20 protein-coding genes and 1 riboswitch are annotated in these 23,179 nt (G+C 47.4%); of the genes, 2 read left to right on the forward strand and 18 right to left on the reverse strand.

The features are described from left to right. Positions 1-48 precede the first annotated feature (48 nt). Entirely contained in the window at positions 49-831 is a 783-nt protein-coding gene (locus AAIH57_RS23880) for an SDR family oxidoreductase (protein ID WP_175399227.1), read from the reverse strand. 202 nt (positions 832-1,033) lie between these two features. Between AAIH57_RS23880 and AAIH57_RS23885 the strand changes: the two genes are divergently transcribed. Then, complete coding sequence (locus tag AAIH57_RS23885) at positions 1,034-2,029, forward strand: DUF2167 domain-containing protein (RefSeq protein ID WP_430023236.1); 996 nt, start codon at positions 1,034-1,036, stop codon at positions 2,027-2,029. A gap of 129 nt (positions 2,030-2,158) precedes the next feature. Here the strand turns inward: AAIH57_RS23885 and AAIH57_RS23890 are convergent, their stop codons facing one another. The 6 genes from AAIH57_RS23890 to AAIH57_RS23915 all read right to left on the reverse strand — a co-directional run bounded on the left by AAIH57_RS23890 (position 2,159) and on the right by AAIH57_RS23915 (position 7,650). After that, the gene (locus tag AAIH57_RS23890) at positions 2,159-2,995 is read right to left on the reverse strand and encodes a MetQ/NlpA family ABC transporter substrate-binding protein (protein WP_175399225.1); all 837 of its coding nucleotides are present in this window, start codon (positions 2,993-2,995) and stop codon (positions 2,159-2,161) included. A gap of 81 nt (positions 2,996-3,076) precedes the next feature. Further along, entirely contained in the window at positions 3,077-3,736 is a 660-nt protein-coding gene (locus AAIH57_RS23895; RefSeq protein WP_175399224.1) for a methionine ABC transporter permease, read from the reverse strand. Between the two features lies 1 nt (position 3,737). Then, on the reverse strand, positions 3,738-4,772 hold the full coding sequence (locus AAIH57_RS23900; protein WP_430023237.1) for a methionine ABC transporter ATP-binding protein: 1,035 nt from the start codon (positions 4,770-4,772) through the stop codon (positions 3,738-3,740). A 125-nt stretch (positions 4,773-4,897) separates the two neighbouring features. Further along, positions 4,898-5,039: riboswitch (SAM riboswitch) on the reverse strand. Positions 5,040-5,168: 129 nt separating this feature from the next. Continuing rightward, on the reverse strand, positions 5,169-5,897 hold the full coding sequence (locus AAIH57_RS23905; protein WP_430023238.1) for a Cthe_2314 family HEPN domain-containing protein: 729 nt from the start codon (positions 5,895-5,897) through the stop codon (positions 5,169-5,171). 206 nt (positions 5,898-6,103) lie between these two features. Beyond that, a complete protein-coding gene (locus AAIH57_RS23910) occupies positions 6,104-7,042 on the reverse strand; it encodes a COX15/CtaA family protein (RefSeq protein WP_175399221.1) in 939 nt (312 codons plus the stop codon). 263 nt (positions 7,043-7,305) lie between these two features. Then, positions 7,306-7,650 (reverse strand): thioredoxin family protein, encoded by a 345-nt coding sequence (locus tag AAIH57_RS23915; RefSeq protein WP_430023239.1) that lies wholly within the window; start codon positions 7,648-7,650, stop codon positions 7,306-7,308. A 117-nt stretch (positions 7,651-7,767) separates the two neighbouring features. Between AAIH57_RS23915 and AAIH57_RS23920 the strand changes: the two genes are divergently transcribed. Then, positions 7,768-9,039: a DUF2515 family protein gene (locus AAIH57_RS23920; protein ID WP_430023240.1), complete on the forward strand. Its 1,272-nt coding sequence runs from the start codon at positions 7,768-7,770 to the stop codon at positions 9,037-9,039. A gap of 100 nt (positions 9,040-9,139) precedes the next feature. Here the strand turns inward: AAIH57_RS23920 and AAIH57_RS23925 are convergent, their stop codons facing one another. The 11 genes from AAIH57_RS23925 to AAIH57_RS23975 all read right to left on the reverse strand — a co-directional run bounded on the left by AAIH57_RS23925 (position 9,140) and on the right by AAIH57_RS23975 (position 23,170). After that, on the reverse strand, positions 9,140-10,768 hold the full coding sequence (locus AAIH57_RS23925) for a putative polysaccharide biosynthesis protein (RefSeq protein ID WP_175399218.1): 1,629 nt from the start codon (positions 10,766-10,768) through the stop codon (positions 9,140-9,142). Positions 10,769-10,828: 60 nt separating this feature from the next. Continuing rightward, positions 10,829-11,269: a DUF456 domain-containing protein gene (locus AAIH57_RS23930; RefSeq protein ID WP_430023281.1), complete on the reverse strand. Its 441-nt coding sequence runs from the start codon at positions 11,267-11,269 to the stop codon at positions 10,829-10,831. Positions 11,270-11,323: 54 nt separating this feature from the next. Continuing rightward, positions 11,324-12,073, reverse strand: a complete 750-nt coding sequence (locus AAIH57_RS23935; protein WP_430023241.1) for a Cof-type HAD-IIB family hydrolase — start codon at positions 12,071-12,073, stop codon at positions 11,324-11,326. A 299-nt stretch (positions 12,074-12,372) separates the two neighbouring features. Next, positions 12,373-13,245: a metal ABC transporter permease gene (locus AAIH57_RS23940; RefSeq protein ID WP_430023242.1), complete on the reverse strand. Its 873-nt coding sequence runs from the start codon at positions 13,243-13,245 to the stop codon at positions 12,373-12,375. Continuing rightward, positions 13,245-14,204, reverse strand: coding sequence for a metal ABC transporter permease (locus tag AAIH57_RS23945; RefSeq protein WP_175399290.1), 960 nt, complete (start codon positions 14,202-14,204; stop codon positions 13,245-13,247). The genes AAIH57_RS23940 and AAIH57_RS23945 overlap by 1 nt, the downstream gene beginning before the upstream one ends. Before the next feature lie 2 nt (positions 14,205-14,206). Further along, on the reverse strand, positions 14,207-15,028 hold the full coding sequence (locus tag AAIH57_RS23950; RefSeq protein WP_246311138.1) for a metal ABC transporter ATP-binding protein: 822 nt from the start codon (positions 15,026-15,028) through the stop codon (positions 14,207-14,209). 31 nt (positions 15,029-15,059) lie between these two features. After that, a complete protein-coding gene (locus tag AAIH57_RS23955; protein ID WP_430023282.1) occupies positions 15,060-16,007 on the reverse strand; it encodes a metal ABC transporter solute-binding protein, Zn/Mn family in 948 nt (315 codons plus the stop codon). A 279-nt stretch (positions 16,008-16,286) separates the two neighbouring features. After that, complete coding sequence (locus AAIH57_RS23960) at positions 16,287-18,260, reverse strand: peptidoglycan D,D-transpeptidase FtsI family protein (protein WP_430023243.1); 1,974 nt, start codon at positions 18,258-18,260, stop codon at positions 16,287-16,289. A 350-nt stretch (positions 18,261-18,610) separates the two neighbouring features. Next, complete coding sequence (locus AAIH57_RS23965; protein ID WP_430023244.1) at positions 18,611-19,012, reverse strand: hypothetical protein; 402 nt, start codon at positions 19,010-19,012, stop codon at positions 18,611-18,613. A gap of 878 nt (positions 19,013-19,890) precedes the next feature. After that, positions 19,891-21,915 carry a peptidoglycan D,D-transpeptidase FtsI family protein gene (locus AAIH57_RS23970; protein WP_430023245.1) on the reverse strand — a complete coding sequence of 675 codons (2,025 nt, stop codon included), beginning with the start codon at positions 21,913-21,915 and terminating at the stop codon, positions 19,891-19,893. 106 nt (positions 21,916-22,021) lie between these two features. Beyond that, the gene (locus tag AAIH57_RS23975; RefSeq protein WP_430023246.1) at positions 22,022-23,170 is read right to left on the reverse strand and encodes a transglutaminase domain-containing protein; all 1,149 of its coding nucleotides are present in this window, start codon (positions 23,168-23,170) and stop codon (positions 22,022-22,024) included. Positions 23,171-23,179 lie beyond the last annotated feature (9 nt).

Genomic DNA, 23,179 nt, shown 5'->3' on the forward strand with positions numbered 1-23,179 from the left:
CCTTTCGCTTCACATGAAGCGGAGGGCTCTTTTTTGTGCATATCCCGTCTATTGTCCCTCTTCACGCTGAATGGTAGGACGAATGGGATCGAGCCCGCCCGATACATCCATGATGTTGCCTGTTATAAAATCCGAATGATCCAGACACAAATACGTAATCACCCGTGCAATATCTTCACCGCTGCCGGGACGCCCCCGCGGCGTTTCCTGATCGGTTATGCCTGCCATTTCATCAATGGTTTTTTCCTTGTTGGCACCCCGGATATCACCCGGACAAACCATATTTACGGTTATGCCGTAAGGTGCCTCCTCAACAGCGAGTGTCTTCGTAAATGAAACCAGTCCTACCTTCGCAGCAGCATACACTGCACGATGAGGCCAGGAACGTGCTTCTCCCGCGTGACTGAAGCCAAAATGAATAATCCGGCCCCACTTTTTGCGTCTCATCTCTGGCAGCACACGATGATCCAGGAGCATGGGTCCCAGCAGGTTGCCTTGCACCAGCATCTGAACCTCTGCCTCGGTATACTCTGCAAACAACCGCCGTTCACGAACAAAGGGACCCGCATTGTTCACCAGAATATCGATACTCCCCAGCTCAGTTTCAACGTGTTCTACCAGCATGGCGATGTCTTCTGTTTTGGAAATGTCAGCTTGAACGGCAATACAGCGCACTCCTTTGGCTGTGATCTGAGCCTGAAGCGATTCGGCTTCGATCTGGCTATGCACGTAATTCAAGGCAATGTGGCATCCCTGATCTGCCAGACTAAGGGCTGTCATTTTCCCAAGGCCTTTGGCACTTCCCGTTATGAGGGCAATCTTTCCCTTCACGTCCATCCCCCTCTTCAAAGAGCAGTCACTCATCCAGTATAAAATATTTATCCGCCCCTCACAACTTGCATGCCCCTTTAGGGAATAAAACCCTTTGCATCCAAAAATATCTTGCTGTTATTTACACTCTTATGTTACTGTCATTTAGTCCTTACATCGTTTAGGTTTGATCAAACTACATCCCCCTCGAAAGGATCTCGAAATGAAAAATCAAAACCGAGGCTTTGTTTTCTTACTCGCACTGTTGCTACTTATTGCATTATCGCATGTGTTCTCCACTTCGACGCTTGCAGCAAGTGAAACCACCAAATCGCCTTATGAATATGACTGGGTTGACGGTCCAGCATCGGTGTCCCTGGATAACAAGGCATCTCTTCAATTGTCCGAAAATCATTCCTATTTGGATAAGGCCAATACCCAACGTTCTATGCTAAATATGGGTTCTAAACCTAATGGGAACGAGATCGGAAGTCTTTACAGCACCAGTCAATCGGGCTCATGGTATGTGGTGTTCGAGTACGTGAAAACAGGTCATATTAATGATAGTGATCAAAATCTGGATGCCGAAGAACTGTTAAGCAGTTATATCCGAGGCACAGAAGAAGAAAATAGGGAACTAGCTTCTGAAGATAAAACGTATATTACGGGGTGGGAAATCGAACCGACGTATGACCGTACCAAGCATCAATTGGTTTACTCTCTTGGTTTCAAAGATGCCTCTGAGCAGGCTATGGTCAATTACAATGTAAAGATGCTGACACGTGAAGGATACATCGCCGCCATTCTCGTGACAGAGAAACCTGACTTTGAACAGAATCGTCGGGCATTTGAAGACACGGTCCTTAACCAACTTAATGTAAATGCCGGTCACACCTATGAGGATTATGATGCCTCCACTGACAAAACATCCACTGTGGGGCTTAAAAGCATACTAGTAGGCGGTATCGGTTACACAGCTGGGCAGAAATTTAGCATATTGCTTTTGTTCAAAAAAGGATGGTACGTCATTGTCCCTTTGCTTGTTGGCATATTCTTATGGCTTAAATACAGACGGAAAAAATCAGGACTAGAGGATGACATGTTGTCTCCCAATGAAAAAGCCTTTCTGCAAGAAGCAGATGAGCAGCAATACGCCGACCAGAATGAATTATCCTACTATCGTAAATCGGAGAAAACATCCTATTCATACAAAAAATAACAATTGAACGTACAGAAGAAAGCCTCTGGACATTCTGGGAGCAACAAAAAAACCGAGCAATTCTCAGAGAGAGATGCTCGGTTTTTCTCGTATACTATTCAAATCCGTTTTAAGCAAGTTTTATGCGACTTAGAACGCAGGTTCAACTGCACCTTGGTAACGTTCCTTGATGAACGTTTTAACCGCTTCGGAATTCAGGGCTGCCGCCAGCTTCTTGATCGCATCTGCATCCTTGTTGTCTTCACGGGCAACGAGAATGTTGGCATATGGATTACCTTGCAGATCTTCAATAAGCAAAGAATCTTTTTCCGGGTTCAAATTGGCTTCAAGCGCGTAGTTAGCGTTGATGAATACCAGATCGGCTTCATCCAGTTGACGTGGCATCATGGCTGCATCCAACTCGATAATCTCCAGGTTTTTCGGATTGGCTGTAATATCCTGAATCGTGGATGCGATGTTAGTGTTATCTTTCAGGGTAATGATCCCTTCCTTTGCGAGCAGCAGCAATGCACGTCCACCGTTGGATGGGTCATTGGGAATCGCTACTTTGGCGCCGTCTTGCAGCTCATCCAAAGACTTAATCTTTTTGGAGTAACCAGCAAAAGGTTCAACATGGACAGCTGCTACACTAACGAGGTTAAAACCACGTTCTTTATTTTCTGTGTCCAGGTAAGGTTGATGTTGGAAAAAGTTTGCATCCAATTGTTTGTCTGCCAACTGTTGGTTCGGCTGAACATAGTCATTGAACGTTACAATCTGCAAACGAATGCCTTGAGCTTCCAGCTCAGGTTTGATACTTTCCAGAATTTCAGCGTGCGGTGTTGGTGAAGCTCCGACTTTCAATTCCACGGTACGCGGTGCACCTGCTTCATTATCTGCCCCACTGTCTGAATCCTTGTTGTTTCCGCATGCAGCAAGTACCGCAATCAGCATCAGGCTGAGCAGTGCAAAAGACCATTTTTTCATGTGTAAAACCCCTTCTCCAATAAATTTGTTGCATATTTGCATTCGTCCAGCATGGATTGGATGCAAAATGCTATATATGTGTTATTTCCGGGTGAACAATTTAACGAGTCGATCGCCAAACATTTGCAGAACTTGCACCAGAATGACCATGAATACGACTGAAATAATCATAATTTCATATTGGTAACGGAAGTAGCCATAGTTAATCGCAAGTGTACCGAGTCCACCACCGCCGACCATGCCAGCCATCGCCGTATAAGATACTAACGTTACAATCGTAATTGTAATCCCTGCAAGCAGACCAGGCAGCGCCTCAGGCAGCAGTACGCGCCTTACAATCTGTCCAGTTGATGCCCCCATCGCCTGAGCGGCCTCAATGACTCCACGATCCACTTCACGAAGTGTAGTCTCAACCAACCTTGCGAAGTAAGGAGCAGCTGCAATAACAAGTGGCGGGATGACTCCAAGTACACCTGTGGCTGTACCGACCAGTGAACGTGTAAACGGAATAAGGGCAACGATCAAAATAATGAACGGTACCGACCGCAGAATGTTAACAACGATGGATAACACGGTATAGAAGATACGTGACTGAACGGAAGCCGATCTCGCTGTCATAAATAGCAGGACACCCAGTGGCAATCCTATGATAATGGTAAACAAACCGGACGCTCCCAGAATTTGCAATGTTTCAATGGAGGCCTTGCCGATCTCTCCCCAGCGTACAGATGAAAAATCCATGTTAACGAAGCACCTCCACATCAAGCCCTTGCTCATTCAATTCATGCACTGTTCGACCAATCGCTTCCGCATCGCCTTCAAAACGAACGGTTAACTGTCCATACGGAATCTGTTTAATTCTCGAGATCGTTCCTTGCAGAATGGCGAAGTCCACTCCGGTCTGACGAACTGTTCTGGACAAAATGGCTTCATATGTTTTATCGCCCAAAAATGAGATTTTGACCAGCTGTGAGCGTCCGTCCTGCTGAGCCGTTCCACCGGCATGTGCCAGGGCAGCCTCTTCCAATAAAAGCTCTGACTCGTGGTCACGCTGCATGAAGTCACGCGTAATGGCATGCTGCGGCTTAAGGAAGACATCCGTTACAGGGCCTTGTTCCACGATTCCTCCCTGATGAATGACAGCAACTTGATCACAGATGCTCTGAATGACATGCATTTCATGGGTGATCAGAACAATGGTTAGATCGTATTTTTTGTTAATATCCATCAGCAGCTTCAAAATCGAAGCCGTGGTCTGCGGGTCAAGCGCCGATGTCGCTTCGTCGCAGAGTAGAACTGCCGGATCACTGGCAAGTGCACGGGCGATGCCTACTCTCTGTTTCTGTCCCCCGGACAGCTGCGCAGGATATTTGCTGCTATGATGCTCCAGGCCAACGAGAGCGAGCAGCTCCTTCACTTTGCGGTCAATCTCAGCCTTAGGCGTATTAACCAGCTTCAATGGGAAAGCAACATTGTCATATACCGTAGCTGAAGATAACAGATTAAAGTGCTGAAATATCATGCCAATCTTGCGTCGCTGCTGCTGCAGCTCCGTTTTGCTGAGGCCTGTAAGGTTCACACCATCCACCCATACCTCACCAGCTGTTGGTCTTTCAAGCAGATTGATACATCGAATCAATGTACTTTTCCCTGCACCGGAGTGTCCGATAACTCCGAATATTTCACCCTTGCCGACGTTCAGATCCAAATCGGCTAGTGCTGTCGTTTGTTTTGTACCTCTGCCGTACGTCTTGGTTAATCCCTTTAATTCAATCAATATGACTTCTCCTTCCCACCGCCTACATGTATCTTTACCCGAATGAAAGGAAAACTCCCCTCTAGCGTATAAAAAAGAGCCCTTTTGCAGAAACAAAAAGGGCTCTTCACATGAAAGAATGTACCTTCTCATCTGCCAAAATCGTGCTTTGCACCATTTTGTAGGAATTAGCACCTAACATCTATAAAGTATGACTGGCTTGTCATGTCATTATAAATCGGTTGCCGGGCTTCATCGGGCCTGTCCCTCCGCCGCTCTCGATAAGAAATATGAAATTTATAAGTTCAGTGGTAAAATTTTAAATAGCTACACATATTAATTCCATGTAACGTTTAATTTAGAAACTCAGTATAATCCAAGTATTCCGCTTTGTCAAAGGTAAATATTACACCTGATTTACTTTGCAAGTTCGGACACTCCTTGCTTGTGCCACATCTTGTTGATGTAACCATAAGCCTCCTTTAGCGTTTCGCAAACCATATCAACGCCCTGGCACAATTCATCCAGATGCTGATCCAGATCCTCCAGCTTTACTTTGCCCTGCAATGTCTGGTGAAGCTGCCAGAGGTCATCCTGCATCTCGGAGTTCATGTAATGAATCTCCATGTTCCGTCGTTTGCGAAGCTTGCTCATTGGCTCCCGGTAGGCATCCTTGATATTGATCAATCGAACAGCAAGGTCTCCATGCATTTTGGCATAACCAAACTGTCTTAAGACGGTAAAATAGGAGAAATGGGACTTCACTTTGGACGTGTTTAACTGAAATAATTCATTCAATACCGTGCCTGTCTTATCCAGAATCGCAAAACACCGGATAAACCCATCCTTATAAAAATATACATAACGAGCGTATTCCGCCTTTTCCTCAATGGTCATATCATCGGTGGAACCCGCCTTCACCTTTTTCCGAAAGTGGGATGCAGCAAAACAGCTCTGCTCCAGCTCATCCAGTGAGGAGATCAAGCCCTGTGTCCAGACATACAGTTTTCGATAATCGTGAGTCGGATCCTGATTCAGGTCTAACTGTCGTTGTAGAAGTTCAAGCGTCTCCACCATCGACTCGATGGCTTCCTCCAATACGCCTTCATTCTGACGCGGCAATTCACCCAGCAACGTTCGCAGCATATACAGCCTCCTCTTTCCACTCTGCTGATCAATAAGATGATTAATAATATTAAACCTAATCGGAATCAGAGTAAACGTGTGACCGCTGCTTGTATTAGGGTGCCCTGCCCCGCCGTACATCAAACAAAGTCCACCTGTCCAATGATGTACATCACTGGATGGTGGACTTTGCAGTTTTTAGGTTTTGAACCAATGATCCAATAACTTTAGAAGCGATCAGCTGGCCGGTGTAGCTTGTACACCAAGAAACTCATATAGGTTAATATACCGAACAATACGGCAATATCGAGCATGTGAGCCAAAGCTACAAACATATACACTTCTGGACGGCTTATGGTAAGCATCATGCCAAACCCAATCAGGACTTGAAGCAGAATGAGCACAACCGACAAAACGCCCAAGGCCCGAAGTTCCTTGTTATCCGGATGTTTACGATACGCATAATGACCCAGGATCGCAATCACAACAACAAGGGAAGCTGCTGCTACACGGTGAGCAAATGCTACAGCTACACCACCGGACAGCTCAGGTACAATCTGGCCGTTACATAGCGGGAAGCCTGAACAGCCTCCAGCTGAGTCGGTATGACTTACAAATGCCCCTGTGTATACCACCAGATACGTATAGATGGTTGAAAACCATACCAGGTTGCGGAAGTTTTTGCTGACCCGAGGGTACTTGTTCAACCTTTCGAGGCCGCCATGACGTACCTCCTGCCTAATGCCAAGAGCCATCATCAGGGAACTGGCAAATGCGATCAGGGCAAATCCGAAGTGCAGCGCCATAACCGCTGAGGATTGGGAAAAGACGACGGCAAAGGCCCCCATGATTCCCTGGATAATAACAAAAATCAGTGTTAATAATGAAAACAATTGCAGATCACGACGTGATTTGCCATATCGGAGGAATGCAACAAATGAGGCAATGGAGAGTAATCCTGCCATTGCGCTAACCGCACGATGTGAATATTCAATCAGTGAGGCTACAGTATGTGCAGGAACGAGTTTACCATTACACATAGGCCACTCCGTGCCACAACCGAGTCCGGATTCTGTTTTGGTAACGACCCCACCGCCGAATGTAGCCAAAAACATGACAAGACAAGTTAATACGGTTAACCATTTAAACAAGGTTAAGTGCTTCAATTTTTTCTCACCCGCTGTTGGTTTAAGATGGCGAAGAACGATCTCTCCGCTTGTTTCGATACTTTGACACTTATTTCACAACTAAATTCATTATACCGGATAAAAGTGTCATTGACGCCTCGCTTTGTGACAAAATGTTAACGTCTGTCGACAGACTGACCAACAGGTCACCACTTCCTTATGTACCTTGCTATTGTCCCCCGAAAATGCTTAAAATACAAACGCCATTTCCCTTTTTTCAAGAGAAACGGCGCTTATTATGCTCATTTATGGATTGTGTTGTACACTTCAACCGCACGCTGCAGGAATTGCTCAATCTCTTCTCTCGACTTGCGCAGTTTGTTCACATACCGAACGAGTTCCCGGCCATCCGTATAGGCAACAAAGCTCGGAATACCCAGAATATTCTGTTCCTCACTAACGGTCCCCACTTGATCCACATCAACCTCAACCAGAGTTAAATCACGAGCAAATTTTTCCTCAACCTCAGGCATAAACGGATCAATGTACTTGCAGTCCCCGCACCAATCAGCCTTAAATACCGCTACGGTAAGCCGAGGAGATTGAATGGCCACGTCAAACGCAGTTTTGGATGTAATCTGTTCCATGACAGCATCTTCCTTTCTGTACCTTGTCTTATCCTTAGTGAAGCAAATTGCCGAGTGGAAGTCAAATATTCAGCACATACTTAGTTTAAACCAATCATGATGAAAGGATGGCAGGCGATGTCCCCCACCAAAACCGATTCTCTCTCCCGTGATTCGCTCTTTCGTATGGTTCGTTCCATTCCCGGGGCCGCCAGGGAAGTATGGCGCGGCAAACAGGCAGCATGGCAGGCGTCAGCACAGCTTCGTCATCCTTCGCGTGATCTGGCCTGGGAAGCTGAAATGGCCGAGATGCTCAAGGGCGAAGTTGAGCGCCTGTTACCCGGTACGGAGACGGCTTCTGCCCGCCATGCAAAAAGTGCTCCTTTATGTGAGGAGGACTGTATCATCCTGGAAGAGATCAAAACTCTGACGGTGGAAAACAATCGGAGCAACATTACGCGTACGGCAGCCTATCTGGCGTGTTATGACCAATATCCCGAACTGCACTGGGCCCTGCTGGCACATATGGTTTCTCGCAATGGTGGCTATCATATGACCGATTTGCAGAGCAACCTGATGCATAACCTGCAAAACCAGACGGATCGGGAACATATGTATCGATTGCTTGAGCGCTGTAATGCACTCATTTTCCAAGACGCCTACCCACAGCTTCTGCTTTATGTGAACAGTCGGCGAATCGGGCGAAGCTGCTTCCACCTGCTCTCCCATTTTCACGTATCGGCATTCATGACACCCATCTGGGAACGATTCTGGCTGGAACGGTGCAGTTCACTGCTTAGTGTAGCGTTAATTATTAATGAGCAAAACTATATTGAGAGCCGGGTCGTACAGCATCCTTATTTTCAAAAGGAAGTGCTATCCAAACCTGCATTCCATCTGCATAATCTCGCCGGGCTTAATCATATTGTATTTCCTCTAGGACGCGGGAAAGGGCTAGCCGGTCGGGTTATTGAACATTTCGGCAAGTTGGATGAGCGCATCATGTTTGGCAAAGGCCTGTATGCAATGCTGTTTGGCATCGAACAGGTATTCACACAGGTGCTGGAATTTGCCCATTCGGTTCCCCATAGAGGATCACGTGCTGAATATTGGCCGGGCCTATTCACAACGAGCATGGAGGGCATGGTCAAAGCAGAATTCTACAGTCCGGAACTGCTGGAGCATGAATGGATGCCTGAAGGTCAACGTTTGTACAGCCCGGAACTGCTTTCCGTATGGAAAGACACGCCATATGAGCCGATTACAAGACAGGACTGGCTGCAAAATCGAGATAGTCTCGGACATCTCAGCGCTCCGCGTCGCCCCTGGTTATTCGAAATGAGTCACGAGCACCGATATGGCATGCTCAAAACAGCCCTTGCCCATGATGCCAAGACATTGCTGCATTAAAATCATTGGGAACTCATTTCTTTACATCAAAAAAGCCCTGCCCGCTTATGCAGCAGACAGAGCTTGTACTCATTTTATCGATACATGATCTGGCTTTAACCTATGCCCGCTGACCGGTTCCACGCTGGAGACGCATAAGCGGCCGCAGTACCTTTTGCAGAATACGCGGGTAGCTGCCAAGTTCATCTCTGCGCAATACGCGAAGGATGACCAGCATCACCAGGTATACTGCTACAACAAGTACACCGACAACCAAACATGTCATGAGGAAGGACACTCGTGCTGGCAGGAACAAGCCAAAGATCCAATTACCAGCCGAGTTGGCACCAAAACCGACCCCTGCAGCAAGCAGGACGGTCACGACGAACCCGATCCAGCGATCACCCATGATCGAGAAGGTTACGATTTTTCTCAGTACTCTCAAATTTAGATACGTAATCACCAGGAAACATAACGCTGTTCCGATGATGATACCGTAAATGCCAAACATCGGAGCCAGGATCAGACTTGCCACAAATTTGACGATAATTCCTGCAGCTACACTGATCATTGTAATCCGTGGTTTACCAACCCCAAGTAGAATGGAGTTTGTGGTCATCATCGTAATTTGGAAAATGGTACCGAAGGTCAGCAAGGTAATGATCGGTGTTCCATCCAGCGTACTGAACAGCAAACCATTCACCGAATAGGCTGCTGCACAAAGGGCAATGACGATCGGCATACCTGTCAGAATCGAAATGCGCATCGCCAGCGTAATTTGATTTTGCAGATGGGCCTCATCTTTGCGTGCAAAAGCTGCCGAAATGACGGGAACGAGCGATTGGCTTAACGCAATGGCCAGAATGGGCGGAATCCCTGCAATACTTTGAGCCTTTGCCCCGAGAATGGCGAGCACTCCTGTTGCCTCTTCCAGCCCAATGCGGCCGCTGAGCAGCGGAACCACAAGGGATGAATCGATAAAGTTAATGGCAGGAACCGCAAGTGACGATAACACAATGGGAATGGACAGCTTAAAAATGTCACTGTAAATTCCTCGCATCGGCAGTTGTTCCGCACGGACAACGTCCAATTGGGCTGCACGGTCACTGCGGCGCAGCTTCAAGGTGAAGTACAGCATCACGGCGAAAGCGCCGATACTGCCGAGCACACCACCAAAAGAAGCACCCGCGGCAATCGTTCTGTCATCGTAATTCCATTGCAGCATGACATACGCCACGATAATGGCTGTACCTACCCGTGCAAACTGCTCGACGATCTGTGAAATACCGCCTGCTGTCATATTGCCACGTCCCTGGAAGTAACCACGCATCATGGCAATGGCCGGGAAGAGCAGCAGTGCCGGTGCAAGAGCCCGAATCGCGCTAACGGCTTCCGGTACCTTGGATACATATGTTGCATAGTAAGGTGCTGCGAACCATAATAAGGCTGACATGACAACCCCGGCTACCGCAGCAAAAATCAGGGCAGCCCGATAGATTTGCTGTGCTTCTCCCGCACGTCCCAGCGCGTAGCGTTCCGACACCATTTTGCTGAGTGTGCTGGGAATGCCCGCTGTTGCGACAGTTAACAGCATTAAGTATACCGTGTTGGAGATGGTAAACGATGCGTTACCGATATCGCCAAGGATATGCTCCAGCGGCACCCGCTGCACAAGACCAAGTACCCTGGCAATCAGTGCCGCTGCCGCCAAGATGAGCGTACCCTTAATGAATGTTTCCTTCTTAGACAAACTAATTCCCCTTCTTTCCCCCACACGGACGTGCATCCGGTTAAAGCCCATTCCGAACGTCTATGCGAATCTTGCCACCCAGATAATAAACAGAACAATCATAACGATTTGTAAAATAATTTTCATTACCGTACTGGTAAATAGACCGACAACAGATCCGAATCCTATCTTCGTAGCCTTGGAAGGTGAAGATCCACCGATCAGTTCCCCAATAAACGCCCCGATAAATGGCCCCAGTACCAGCCCGAATGCCGGGATCACAAATGGACCAATGATCACACCGATCGTACTCAGGGTAGTGGATAGCTTGGAGCCACCGAACTTCTTGACCCCCCATGCACTGACGACATAGTCAGCCACGAACAGTACCACCACGATGAGAATCTGGAAAATCCAGAACCATACGCCAAACGGATCGAAACTGAAGAACCAGCCATAGACCAGAAACGCGAAAAAAATCGCTATAGCACCAGGCAGTATCGGATACACCGTTCCGGCCATCCCCACCGCAAACAAAAGCACAATTAAAATCCAGCCAACGGTTGCAAGCAAAGGTTATTCCCCCTTCAAAATGTGTTCACGAATGACTTCCACAATTCCATCCTCATTGTTGCTCGCCACAATCAGGTCAGCCGCTTCCTTCACCTGTTCCTGTGCATTACCCATGGCAACGCCCAGACCTACCGCTTCAATGACGGCCAGATCATTCAGGCTGTCCCCGACAGCAACAACTTCAGACATCTCTATTCCCAGCAGCTTGCAGACTTCAGCGACACCACTCGCTTTTGAAATGCCAGCCGGATTAATCTCAATATTGACAGGTGAGGAATTCGTCATTTGAAGACCTCCCAGCTGCTGCAGCTCCATCATGATCTGGTGACGAACTTCAGCCACTTCGGTATTAAAACCGAATTTCAGCCACTCCAGACCTTCAATATTGTCTGTCCAACGTTCACGGTTAAACAGTTCTTCCACGGAGTAAGCCCAGTACCAGCTGTTATATTTTTCGCCAATCTCCTGCATCGTACGGATCAGAGCAGGGTCCATCAGATGGCGAATGTGCAGGTCATGCGGAGCTTTCCAGACTTCACTGCCATTCACCGTAACCATCGGCGTTTCCAGACCAAGCTGTACCGCATACGGCATCGCATGGAACACGGCTCTTCCCGTGGACAAGCACACATGTACCCCACGACGAATGGCAATCTGAATCCACTTGGCGGTTTCCTGGGTGATTTCATGATTATCGTTGAGCAATGTCCCATCCATATCCAGTGCCAGCAATTTGTATTTAAGTTCACTCATGCAGTATTCCTCCTCGGTTCTCTCTCCAAGTTTAACTCTTGGATATACATCTCTTTTTCTCTATTCAACATATTCTCACAAAAAGACCGCCCGGTATCCGCGGGAGGCGGACGCTCCGGACGTCACAGCTAACGACATTTTACCACAGATCATCCATATGCAACAAAATATCGATATAAAGGGAGTTAAGAATAAATACACTCCTTCTGTATGGCATAATCAATGAAATCCTTCTCCATATGGATATAAAAATAAAAGTCAAAAACCGTCTGCGCAATGCAGACGGTTTTTGCGATCCATTAACGTGCAGCCAATTTGCGACGAGCGTAACGGAATATAATACCATGCTTCGGAGACAAAAGCAGTGCCAGAACAAACAGAATCCCAGCTGCCGCCACCATACAGCCCGCAATGGAGGCATCCAGCGCGTAGGCCATGATGTAACCTCCCACCGAGGAAGCTGCACCTACCAGTACACTGTACAGAATCATTTTACCCAAACGATCCGTGAGCAGGTAAGCTGTCGCTGCAGGAACAATCAACATGCCTACCACGAGTATAGATCCTACACTTTCAAAAGAAGCAACGGACGTCATGGAAACGAGCCCCATGAGCAGGTAATGGAACAATACGACCGGAATACCACAGGCAGCTGCCAGTGCAGGATCGAAGGCACAGAGCTTGAACTGTTTATAGAACAGTCCGATCACAATCAGGATAACCAGCAGCGTGATACCGAGCATCCAAACCGCCCTCGGCCCCACATCGGTGCCCCCAAGCGTTAATGTATCCCACTGCACGTAAGCAATCTCGCCAAACAGCACACAGTCCAGATCCAGATCAATATGCTGGGCATTGAGACTGATCAGAATAACGCCAATGGCAAACAGTGCCGTGAACACAATGCCAATGGAAGCATCGGAAGAGAGCCCCCCGGCCTGCAAACTCTGGATGAAGAACACAGTTAACAGACCAAACACCGTTGCCCCGAGCAGCATCCACAACGAATCTCTGGAACCACTCCACAGAAAAGCAATCGCAATCCCGGGAAGTACGGCATGGCTGATCGCGTCCCCGACCAGTGCCATCCGCCGCAGGATGAGGAAACAGCCGAGAATGGCACATGCGGATGAAACCAGGACTGCCGTTAATATAATCCAAAATGTCGCCATTACATCTCACCTCGTTCCTGCTGTGTGCCTTGGGCGGAAAGTGTCTGAAGCGTAGCACGCTCTTCTCTAAGATAAGCCGATTTTGCCTGCATACTTCGTAAACGGCGAGCCAGCAATCCACGACGTGGTGCCAGCAACGCTGATCCGGCAAACAATACCGTAGCCGCAAGTACTGTTACGGGTCCTGTCGGCAGATTAGGTACAAGTGTACTGAAGATGGTACCTGTCGCACCACTCAGTGCACCGAATATGCCTGCGAGCAGCACCATAAGTGCAAGCGAATCGGTCCAGCAGCGCGCTGCGGCCGCGGGAGTCACGAGCAGGGCAGCGACCAGAACGACTCCGACCGCCTGAATTCCGGCGACAACAGCAATGACCGTCAGCAGCAGAATCAACTGTTCAAGCACCGCAACAGGCAGACCCATACCCCGTGCAAATCCCGGATCGAAGCTCACCAGCTTGAATTCCTTAAACCACACCAGACAGGCAATGAGCAATACCAGACAGACACCGCCCATGACATATACATCCGTCATCACCATGGATGCCGCCTGACCAAACAAATATTTATCCAGCCCGCTCTGGCTCCCGCTGGCTCCATGCTGGATGCGGGTCAGCATGACTACGCCAATGCCGAAAAATACAGTTAGCACAATTCCCATTGCTGCGTCCTGCTTAATGCGTGAATAGCGTGTAATCCACGATATACCGAAGGTAGCGATGATTCCTGCAACGAGTGCACCAAACAGGAAGAGTCCTACCGATTTCGTTTCCGTCAACATAAATGCGATACAAATCCCCGGCAATGCCGCATGCGCCAAAGTGTCGCCCATTAAACTTTGGCGGCGCAAAAATGTAAACGAGCCAATGATTCCACTGCTGAACCCAAGCAGCAAACAGCCCAGCAAAATCCAGCGTGTGTTGGGATCAGACAGAATGGAAAGGATCCAGTTCCCCATCATTACACCTGGCCTTTCTCCGTCCGGCTTCCGATCATCGCAATCCGGCCCCCGTACGTTTCCTGCAATAGATCCGGGACAAATACTTCGCTCGTCGGACCGCCGGCAACCAGTCGCCCGTTGAGCAGCAGCACATGGTCAAAATATTCTTCCACCGTCGCGAGATCATGATGAACAACGAGTACCGTCTTTCCTTGCTTTTTCAACTGTTCCAAAAGGGAAATGATGGCTTTTTCCGTTGTGGCATCCACTCCTGCAAACGGCTCATCCATAAAGTACAAGTCTGCATCCTGGACCAGTGCGCGGGCCAAAAAGACTCGCTGCTGCTGTCCACCGGACAGCTGGCTGATCTGGCGGTGCATGTATTCGCCCATTCCAACTTGCTCCAGGCAGTGTGCAGCCAGATCCCGTTCCTTTTTGCCTGGACGACGGAACCAGCCCAGATGACCGTACCGTCCCATCATAACTACGTCCAGTGCGTGGGTTGGAAAATCCCAATCTACCGATTCCCGTTGGGGTACATATCCGATCCGGCGCCTCTGCTCACGGTAAGATTGACCAAAAATCCGTACCTCACCGTGCATCTTCGGCACCAGTCCCAGCACAGCTTTGATCAGGGTAGACTTCCCGGCCCCATTCGGACCGAGAATGCCAATCAGCTGGCCTTCGGGTATATCAAAGGATACCCCGCTGAGCACAGGTTTTTTATGATAGGCCACTGCCAGATCCTGAACACTAAGAGGAGCCGATGTAGGCTGTGTTCCCTGCAAGTGTTTAGGATTTATAGATGTAGGAATTTTTTGTGATAAAGATGTGTCGCTCATGCTGTTTCCACTCCTCTCTCGATATGGTTCATCACTTCAAAGCTTCTACAATCGTCTCGGTATTGTGGCGGATCATGCCAATATACGTACCTTCTTCGGTCCCTTCAGCACCCATGGCATCCGAGAACAATTCGCCGCCAATGGTGACCGTATGTCCTTTTTCGGCGGCTCCGGCAATAATTGCTTCCATCGCTTTAGCCGGCACACTCGATTCTACAAAGACGGCCTTGATATTGTTATCCACAAGATAATCGCGCAGCTCGCTGACATCCTTTGCTCCATACTCGGCTGCTGTACTGATTCCCTGAAGTCCCATCACTTTCATGCCGTAAGCATCTCCAAAATATCCGAAAGCATCATGGGCTGTAACCAGTACCCGGCTCGATTCAGGGATCTCCTGGATTTTCTCCCGCACTTCATTGTCTAGTTCCTCAAGTTTGGCCAAATACGCTTCTGCCTGGGTTTTGTATGCCTCGGCATGATCCGGATCAGCTTCCATGAGTGTGTCACGCACGGCTTCTGCTGCATGCATCCAGTGGCTTACGTCAAACCAAACGTGTGGATCATATTCCGTGCCGCCAGTTTCCTGACCCGAATGTAATTCCTCTACTGGAATGCCCACTGTTACTGCCGTTACCGTTTTGCTCTTGGACATTTTCTCCAGGATGTCAGTCATCTTGCCCTCCAGATGCAGCCCGTTATAGAAAATAACGCTGGCTTGCTCCAGCTTGCGGATATCCCCTTGCGATGCCTTGTACAAGTGAGGGTCTACGCCTGGACCCATTAGCCCGGTAACGTCAACATATTCCCCTCCGATCTCACGTGCTACATCTGCAATCATGCCTGTGGTTGCTGTAACCTGCATCTTCCCTTCAGTGCTCCCCGTTTCTGCCGAACTGGAGCAAGCTGTCAATACAACAACCAAAACCATTGCCGTAAGCGTCATGAACCCTCTCTGAATACTCCTCATCTTCACCATCAACAAATCAAGTCTCCCCTTTCCCTCACCTAAAATAATTGTCCATAACTAATTTTGTTGTACAAGGTATTAAAATTTATACACGACTAATAATGTTTCCCTTGTGCAAATTTTAGCCGATGCAAAATAAAAAGGCAAGGGATAATTTCCCTTGCCTGTCCAGTTCCGTAGTTCATCCGTTTCATTGGCTGTTTGAAGGACGATGGTATGAAGTAACCAAAACTACACTTGAGTTAGTTAAACTCACTTATTTGGGTATCTCTCCTCAAAAATCTTGTTTTACTCTTTGTCTTTCTCCTGACCCTTTTTCCCTTTTGGAGTTCCGTCCAGACCGTACACTTCATCGTATGCATCAAAAATTTTGCGTGCAATCGGAGACGCACTGACGGACCCGAAGCCACCTTCCGGTACCACTACCGCGATGGCCAGTTTCGGATTCTCACGTGGTGCAAATGCGATAAACACACCGTTCTCCTTCTTATTCGGTCCTGTCCCTTGCTCGGACGTACCTGTTTTACGAGCATAGTCATAAGGGAAGCCGTCAAACGAGCTTACTTTGGTGACCATGCCGCGGTGCACTTCATTCCAGTATGCATCCGCAAAATCCACTTCGTTTAATACTTTAGGTTTGATCTTCTTAACCACGTTACCCTCCGCGTCACGAATCTCCTTCACCAGATGAGGTTCCATTCGTTTGCCCTTATTGGCAAGCATCGTAGTATATTGTGCGAGCTGAAGTGTAGTGTACTTCGCTTGTTGACCAAACGAGGCAAACGCCAGACGTGTCAATGCGGATTCATCTTTATCTTTATATTCAAGTGTGCCGAGGTACTCCCCTGGCAGATCCACACCTGTGGAGACACCCAAGCCGAAATCTTTCATGTTTTCGTCCCAGACGCGGATTCCTTCGTCCGAGCCGTATTTATTCAGCAACCGTTTACCCACCATATCAATCATAAAAGCATTGGAAGACTTCTCTATGGCGCGTCTTGCAGTGATATTACCATTATAGGCAGAGTGGGAGTTTCTCACCTGTCGCCCGTCTTTCCCCAGAATGGCATATCCCTGGTCGGGATAGGTCTCTCCTGCTGTAAACAGGCCCTCTTTCAAACCAATAAGTACACTAAGAGGTTTGATGACGGAACCTAGCAGAACAACTGACTCTGCATGGCTGGGCTTGGAATCATTTGGCGGGAAGGAGGCAATCGTCCCATTACGGAAAACGTACTTGATTTTATCATAATCCCATTCATTCGGGTCGTAGTCTGGCATACTCGCCATCGCTACTACATTGCCTGTATCCACTTCCATGGCAACCGCATACCCGGTAATGGCTTTGGGCAGTTTGCGCAGTTCATCTGTAATAGCCTGCTGAGCTGCCAGTTGGATTTCCTTGTTAATCGTTGATACCAGGCTGTATCCTTTTTCAGGTGGAGTTTGTATCATGGTCCCTTCCGGCAGATTCCTTGCGTTAATATCAATGGATTGGTAGCCACTACGTCCACGGAGTTCTTCCTGATATTGAAATTCCAATCCGTCAACTCCAACCATTTCTTGTTGAGAATAGCGCAGCCCCGGGTCACGTTCCGTTGCCAGCGACTCACTTATTTCTCTATACTTATCCAACTTCTGTTGACCCTTGAACTCTCTTGTGTAGCCAATGACCTGAACAGCAACCCTGTCAGGATCGTATTTTCTTATATTTTCTTCCAGCACCATTGCTCCTGGATAATCAGCCTTTTTTTCCATGAAATAAGCAATTTCTTTCGTATTCAGATCGGACTTCACCAATCTTGGTGTATACCCGTGTGCCTTTTGATAATCCAGATCGAGGCGTTTCATAATTTCCTCTGCATCCGGCTGTTCCTTGTCACCAGTGTTAAACTCCTTGAAGACGGCAGCCAACTCATCTGCCAGCTTTTGAACTTCTTCTTGTCGGGAACCGTTACTGTAGTCCTCATACAACAATACATATAGAGACTGCACAGGCTCGGAGTACGCTAATGCAACTTTCCCGGTTTCATCATAGATCGGTCCACGAACAGGTGCAAGAGGAATGTCTTTCGTATTCCGACTCGTTTCCATGTACGTTAACTCGGGTCCCTCAACAAACTGCACAAAAGCCAATCGAAAAATTAAAATACTGAAAATGACAAATGCAGCGAAAAAGAACATGTTCATTCTTGCCGCAGACGGCTTGTTGACAGCTGTATCTTCATCGGATGCTTTCTTGCTCCTCCATCGCTTAAACATGTGTAGGCGTCTCCGTTCTATATCAAATAATTGGTAACATTTTGAATTAACTCACAGCAAAAAATCTCCTAATATAAGTTTATCAAAGGATGATTAACACGTCTTCCTAATTTTGGTTACACTTTCGTAAACATGAGTCACCTTTAACATATAAAAGTGACAATAGCGATTTACATATGATTACCATATTTACTTTCTGAATTTTTTAAAAATAGAATTCCTTTCGGGACCAACTGCATTCATCATCAAAATGTAAAATAAAATCGGCGACCCCTTCCTCAATTGAATTCAAGGAAAAAATCGCCGATTACAAATTCTATTGTTCTCTACTTTGTCTCTTGCCCCAATCACTAAGCATGTACCATAGTTCCACAAAATTCACATGGGGATGTGGAATGAAGGGAAACCTGTATCTTTGCACCACAACCAGAACAAGAAATCTGCAGCTTCTTCTCTCCCTTTTGCTCAGCCTCCCCTTGTTCTTTCTCCTGCTGCCACGCTCTCTCGTCTGCCCATAAGGCATGGCCCTCACTAGACTTGTGGTTTGTAGAACCGGAACGCTGTCCTCGATCAAATAACGGATAGCCCTTGAACAATCTAAATACAACATATAACAAAGCAGTTGCTGGTATAAAATGAAAGAAAATAGCAACTGGGATTTCCCAACCTCCCTCCAGGGCTGTATGAACAGAGAGAGAATAAACGGGCAAACATGATAATAGAAAAAGGATGCTAGCTAACATTTTCCTCATTGAAATTCCCCTTCTGAGTTACGAAATTTGAACAGTCGTGCCACAATATTCGCAGTCAGCAGACATCGTGCCTTGAACCTTGACCTTTGCTCCGCACCCGGAACATTCAACTGACACAGGACCCTTGGGACGTTGTGGTTCCTGCCTGTGTTCATTCTCAGGTGAACTATTGTTGTATGTATTAAAATCATGGTCTAAATTAATTCCAACCTGCTGGTCTCGATGACCATTAATTACGTTGATGTTCTGTCGGAAAACGTTAGGTCTAATTCCCCAATCCGACTGATGTAGATGGTCGCTCCCTCCATCGTTTCCAACATGATTGTCTGGACGATAAGGAGGAACGGAATACAATATCTTAGGCCTACCATTGAGGTTCTTAATGCCAGCCCATATCAGTATAATCCCCGGTAAAAGGAAGACTGTTATAACGATAAACAGATCATAACCTTTCTGTACTCGGGTCAACAAAGCTAAAAATAGAAGTAAAATTGGTACCGCTATAATTATAAAAAGCACTCCAAAAAACGTTCTCATTATTCGCCCCCAGAACTCTGTATGTATATAAACCCAGATCAGGTACCATAAGCTATTGATTTCAGAGGCAAGACCATCCTGCAATTGTATCAAATGCTGGACCGGCATCTCAGCCGTTATTAGCCGTCTTTTCTCATATATCTATGATAAGCAAGGACTATTCTACCATTTTTATCCTCTCGTCGCATATTTTTATTTTATATCGTAAACTATTTCAAAAAAATAGACGTCCTCTCCCGGAATTAACTTCCTGGAATGGACGCCGAATAGATTTACTCTCAATGCCACTTCACAAGATCATGACATGCATATTCCCTACCTTGTTTTTGGAGTGACTGGTTTTATTGTGTATCTGTTTCTTCGGTTTTATCTTTTTTCGGAACACCGTCGAGACCGAACTCCTCGTCATAGGCATCAAAGATCGCACGTGCAACAGGGGCAGCACTGTTCGAACCGAAGCCCCCTTCCGGGATGACCACAGCTACAGCCAGCTTCGGATTGTTGCGTGGAGCGTAAGCAATAAATACCCCGTTATCCACTAACTTTCCGCCGACTACCTGTGTTGAAGTACCTGTTTTTCTGGCAAAGTCATACGGGAAACCGCTAAATGCAGTAACCTCTGTGGCCATGCCTCGTTGAACCTCATTCCAATATGCGTCATTGAAGTCAACCGTGCTCAAAACTTTCGGTTTCATTTTCTCAACAACATTACCCTCGGAATCACGAATCTCACTAACCAATTGCGGCTGCATCCGTTTGCCCTTGTTTGCCAGCATCGTTGTATATTGAGCAAGCTGCATGGCTGTATATTTCCCCTGTTGACCAAAGGAAGCATACACGAGACGAGTCAGGGAACTTTCCAGTTCATTGGTATATTCTCTGTATCCAAGCCATTCGTTTGGCAAATCGATTCCGGTGGAAACGCCAAGGCCAAACTGCTTCATGTACTCGTCCCATTTATCGATCCCTTTGGCACCATATTGGGAGTATAATTTCTTACCGATTTCGTCAATCATGAACACGTTGGAAGAGTGACGGATCGCGTCATGCGGACGCATCAGACCATAGACATGTCCCGATGAGTTCTGTACTCTGCGGTTATCTCCACCGAACGTCGTTGAACCTCTGTCCGAATAGACCGTGTTCGTTGTAAAGAAGCCTTCCTTCAACCCGATCAATACACTGAGCGGTTTGATCGTGGAACCAAGCAAAACAACCGATTCAGCACGCTTTTTGGAATCATCCGGAGGAAAGGAACGAATGGTACCATTTTGGTATACGTACTTGATGTCATCGTACTGATCGTTGGTAATACTCCCTGTTCTCCAGATATTCGTATCATAGTCCGGCATACTGGCGATCGATACGATTTTGCCTGTATCCACTTCCATCGCAACGGCAAAACCTGTTTTGGCATTGGGATGCAGCTTCCCGGAAACCGGATGTGTATGCAGCCAGCTCAGTTGATCCAGAATTGCCTGCTCCGTCTTCACCTGAACGTTTTTGTTAATGCTCGTAATCAGGTCATACCCCTTCTCAGGTGGAGTGGAACCAGCCACACCTTCAGGCAAATTCCGCAAATCCACGTCCACGGAGTTATAACCACTTTTACCACGCAGAATGTCCTGGTATTGCAGCTCAAGTCCGTCGAACCCGACAAACTCGTTTTCCGTATACACCAGACCAGGGTCGGTTTGCGTTTTGTTCGCTTCATCAACCTCTTGGTATTTATCCAGTGTTTTGGAACTTTTGAATTTTTTCAAATATCCGATCGTTTGAACAGCCACGGTGTCCGGATCATAGTAACGCACACTTTCCTCGACAATCTGAATCCCTGTGAATTCATCCTTGTGCTGCAGGAAATAAGCCACTTCTTCCTCGGACAGATCGCTCTTGATGAGACGTGGCATGAAGCCATTCGCCTTGCGGGAATTCAGGTCCATCGCTTCAATGATCTGATCAACGGTAAGGGACTCCGACTCCTTGGTTTTGTACTGTTCAAACACATCATGCAGTCGGGTTGCAATATCCTGAGCTTCCGGGAAGTTTGGACTTGGTTGTCCGTTCACATCACCGTAGTTTTTGTATAATGTCAGATATAGAGACTGAATCGGCTTGGAATACGCCAGCTTCACCTCACCGGTCGAATCATAGATGGTTCCTCTCACCGGAGCGAGCGGCACATCCTTGGTAATGTTGCTGGCCTCCTCTTGACTGAGTTCAGGCCCTTCCACGAATTGCAAAAATGCCAGCCGTACAATAATTACGCTAAAAATAACAAAGGAAGCGAAGAAAAATACATTCATCCGGTAACTGAAACGCCTTTTGTCTGTAAGTTCATCCTTCTCTTTTGAATGGTTGTTCATTCATCCTACCTCTTTCATGACTTGATGCATACCGCACTTAGCAGTCTAGCCGCGGCATGATAACCTGGCAACGTCGTCATATTCCGGAACCCTGTCCGGTGTAATGTTATGCTGTCTGATCTTTCAGATGGGTATCGGCAAAGTTCGGAGGATTGAACCAGTCACCACTCACTGCCCATGTCGGGTCAAGCGGAATCCAGCTCTGGGAATCACTCAAATAAATTTCATTCCATGCATGTGGGCCATATCCGCCCTGTCCGTTATATCCTAGGCCTGTCACGACCTTAACATTCAGTCCTTGTGAACGAGCCATGACCGCATACAGACGGGCGTAATCAATGCATACCCCTTTTCGGGTATCAAACGTGTTTTGCGGTGTCTGTTCGTGCCATATGCCTTTTTGCTCATAATCATCCACTTTGCCGTAATCATATTGAATGCGGGAACCGACCCAATCATACAGGGCTCGTGCTTTCGCTTCATCCGTCGCTTGACCCTTCACAATCTCACTTGCCGCAGATTCGATATCAGCCGGAATATTGTGGTCAATGACTTCATATTTGCGCTGCAAAATTCCGCCCAGTTCCTTCTGTACCGCTTGGGTAAATACTGGCAGCTTGTCCTTGATCAGATTACCGGATAACGGTTCGATCACGGATTTGGCCCCCTGCATATAGATCGGCGAAGCCTCTACATACCGGCTGAACGTGCTTCCGGGATACAGGCTGACAATCATGAAAAGAACGGCAATGACAATCATCCCGCGGACCGAACCAATGACTGTACCTATTACGGCACCCATAAAACGGCTAATTATGCCTTTGGGACTGCTCTCTTGTTCTGATGAGTGATATCTCCTTCTAAAAAAGAGGGAAGAGAACAAGCCAAGAATCAAACGAATAAATCCATAGCTAAGCACAAACAACACGGCAAACCGCATCAGCGGAAAATCGGCAATCGCCGTAACCAACGTATAATACATCTGTTCCCATCGGTTCAGATCCCGATTCGGCATGGCCGAAGCATGTGCAGACAACCACTGCTGCACGTACGGCGCAAGCCAAAGTGTCAATCCGATGGACAACAGAATGCCAATGACAGCCATAATGCCATCCATCAGGAATCCAAAAAGTCTACCTGCGGAACGCGAAGCCCCTCTGGACCATCCCTGCAGCAATGAAGCAGCCACAATCAATAACAGCATAATCGTGATGCCATTGAACTCCTTCAGGCTGTCCAGCCAACTCTGCAGCACGTATCCATT

It is taken from the genome of Paenibacillus sp. MABNR03, from assembly GCF_050455445.1.
Taxonomy (GTDB): domain Bacteria; phylum Bacillota; class Bacilli; order Paenibacillales; family Paenibacillaceae; genus Paenibacillus; species Paenibacillus xylanilyticus.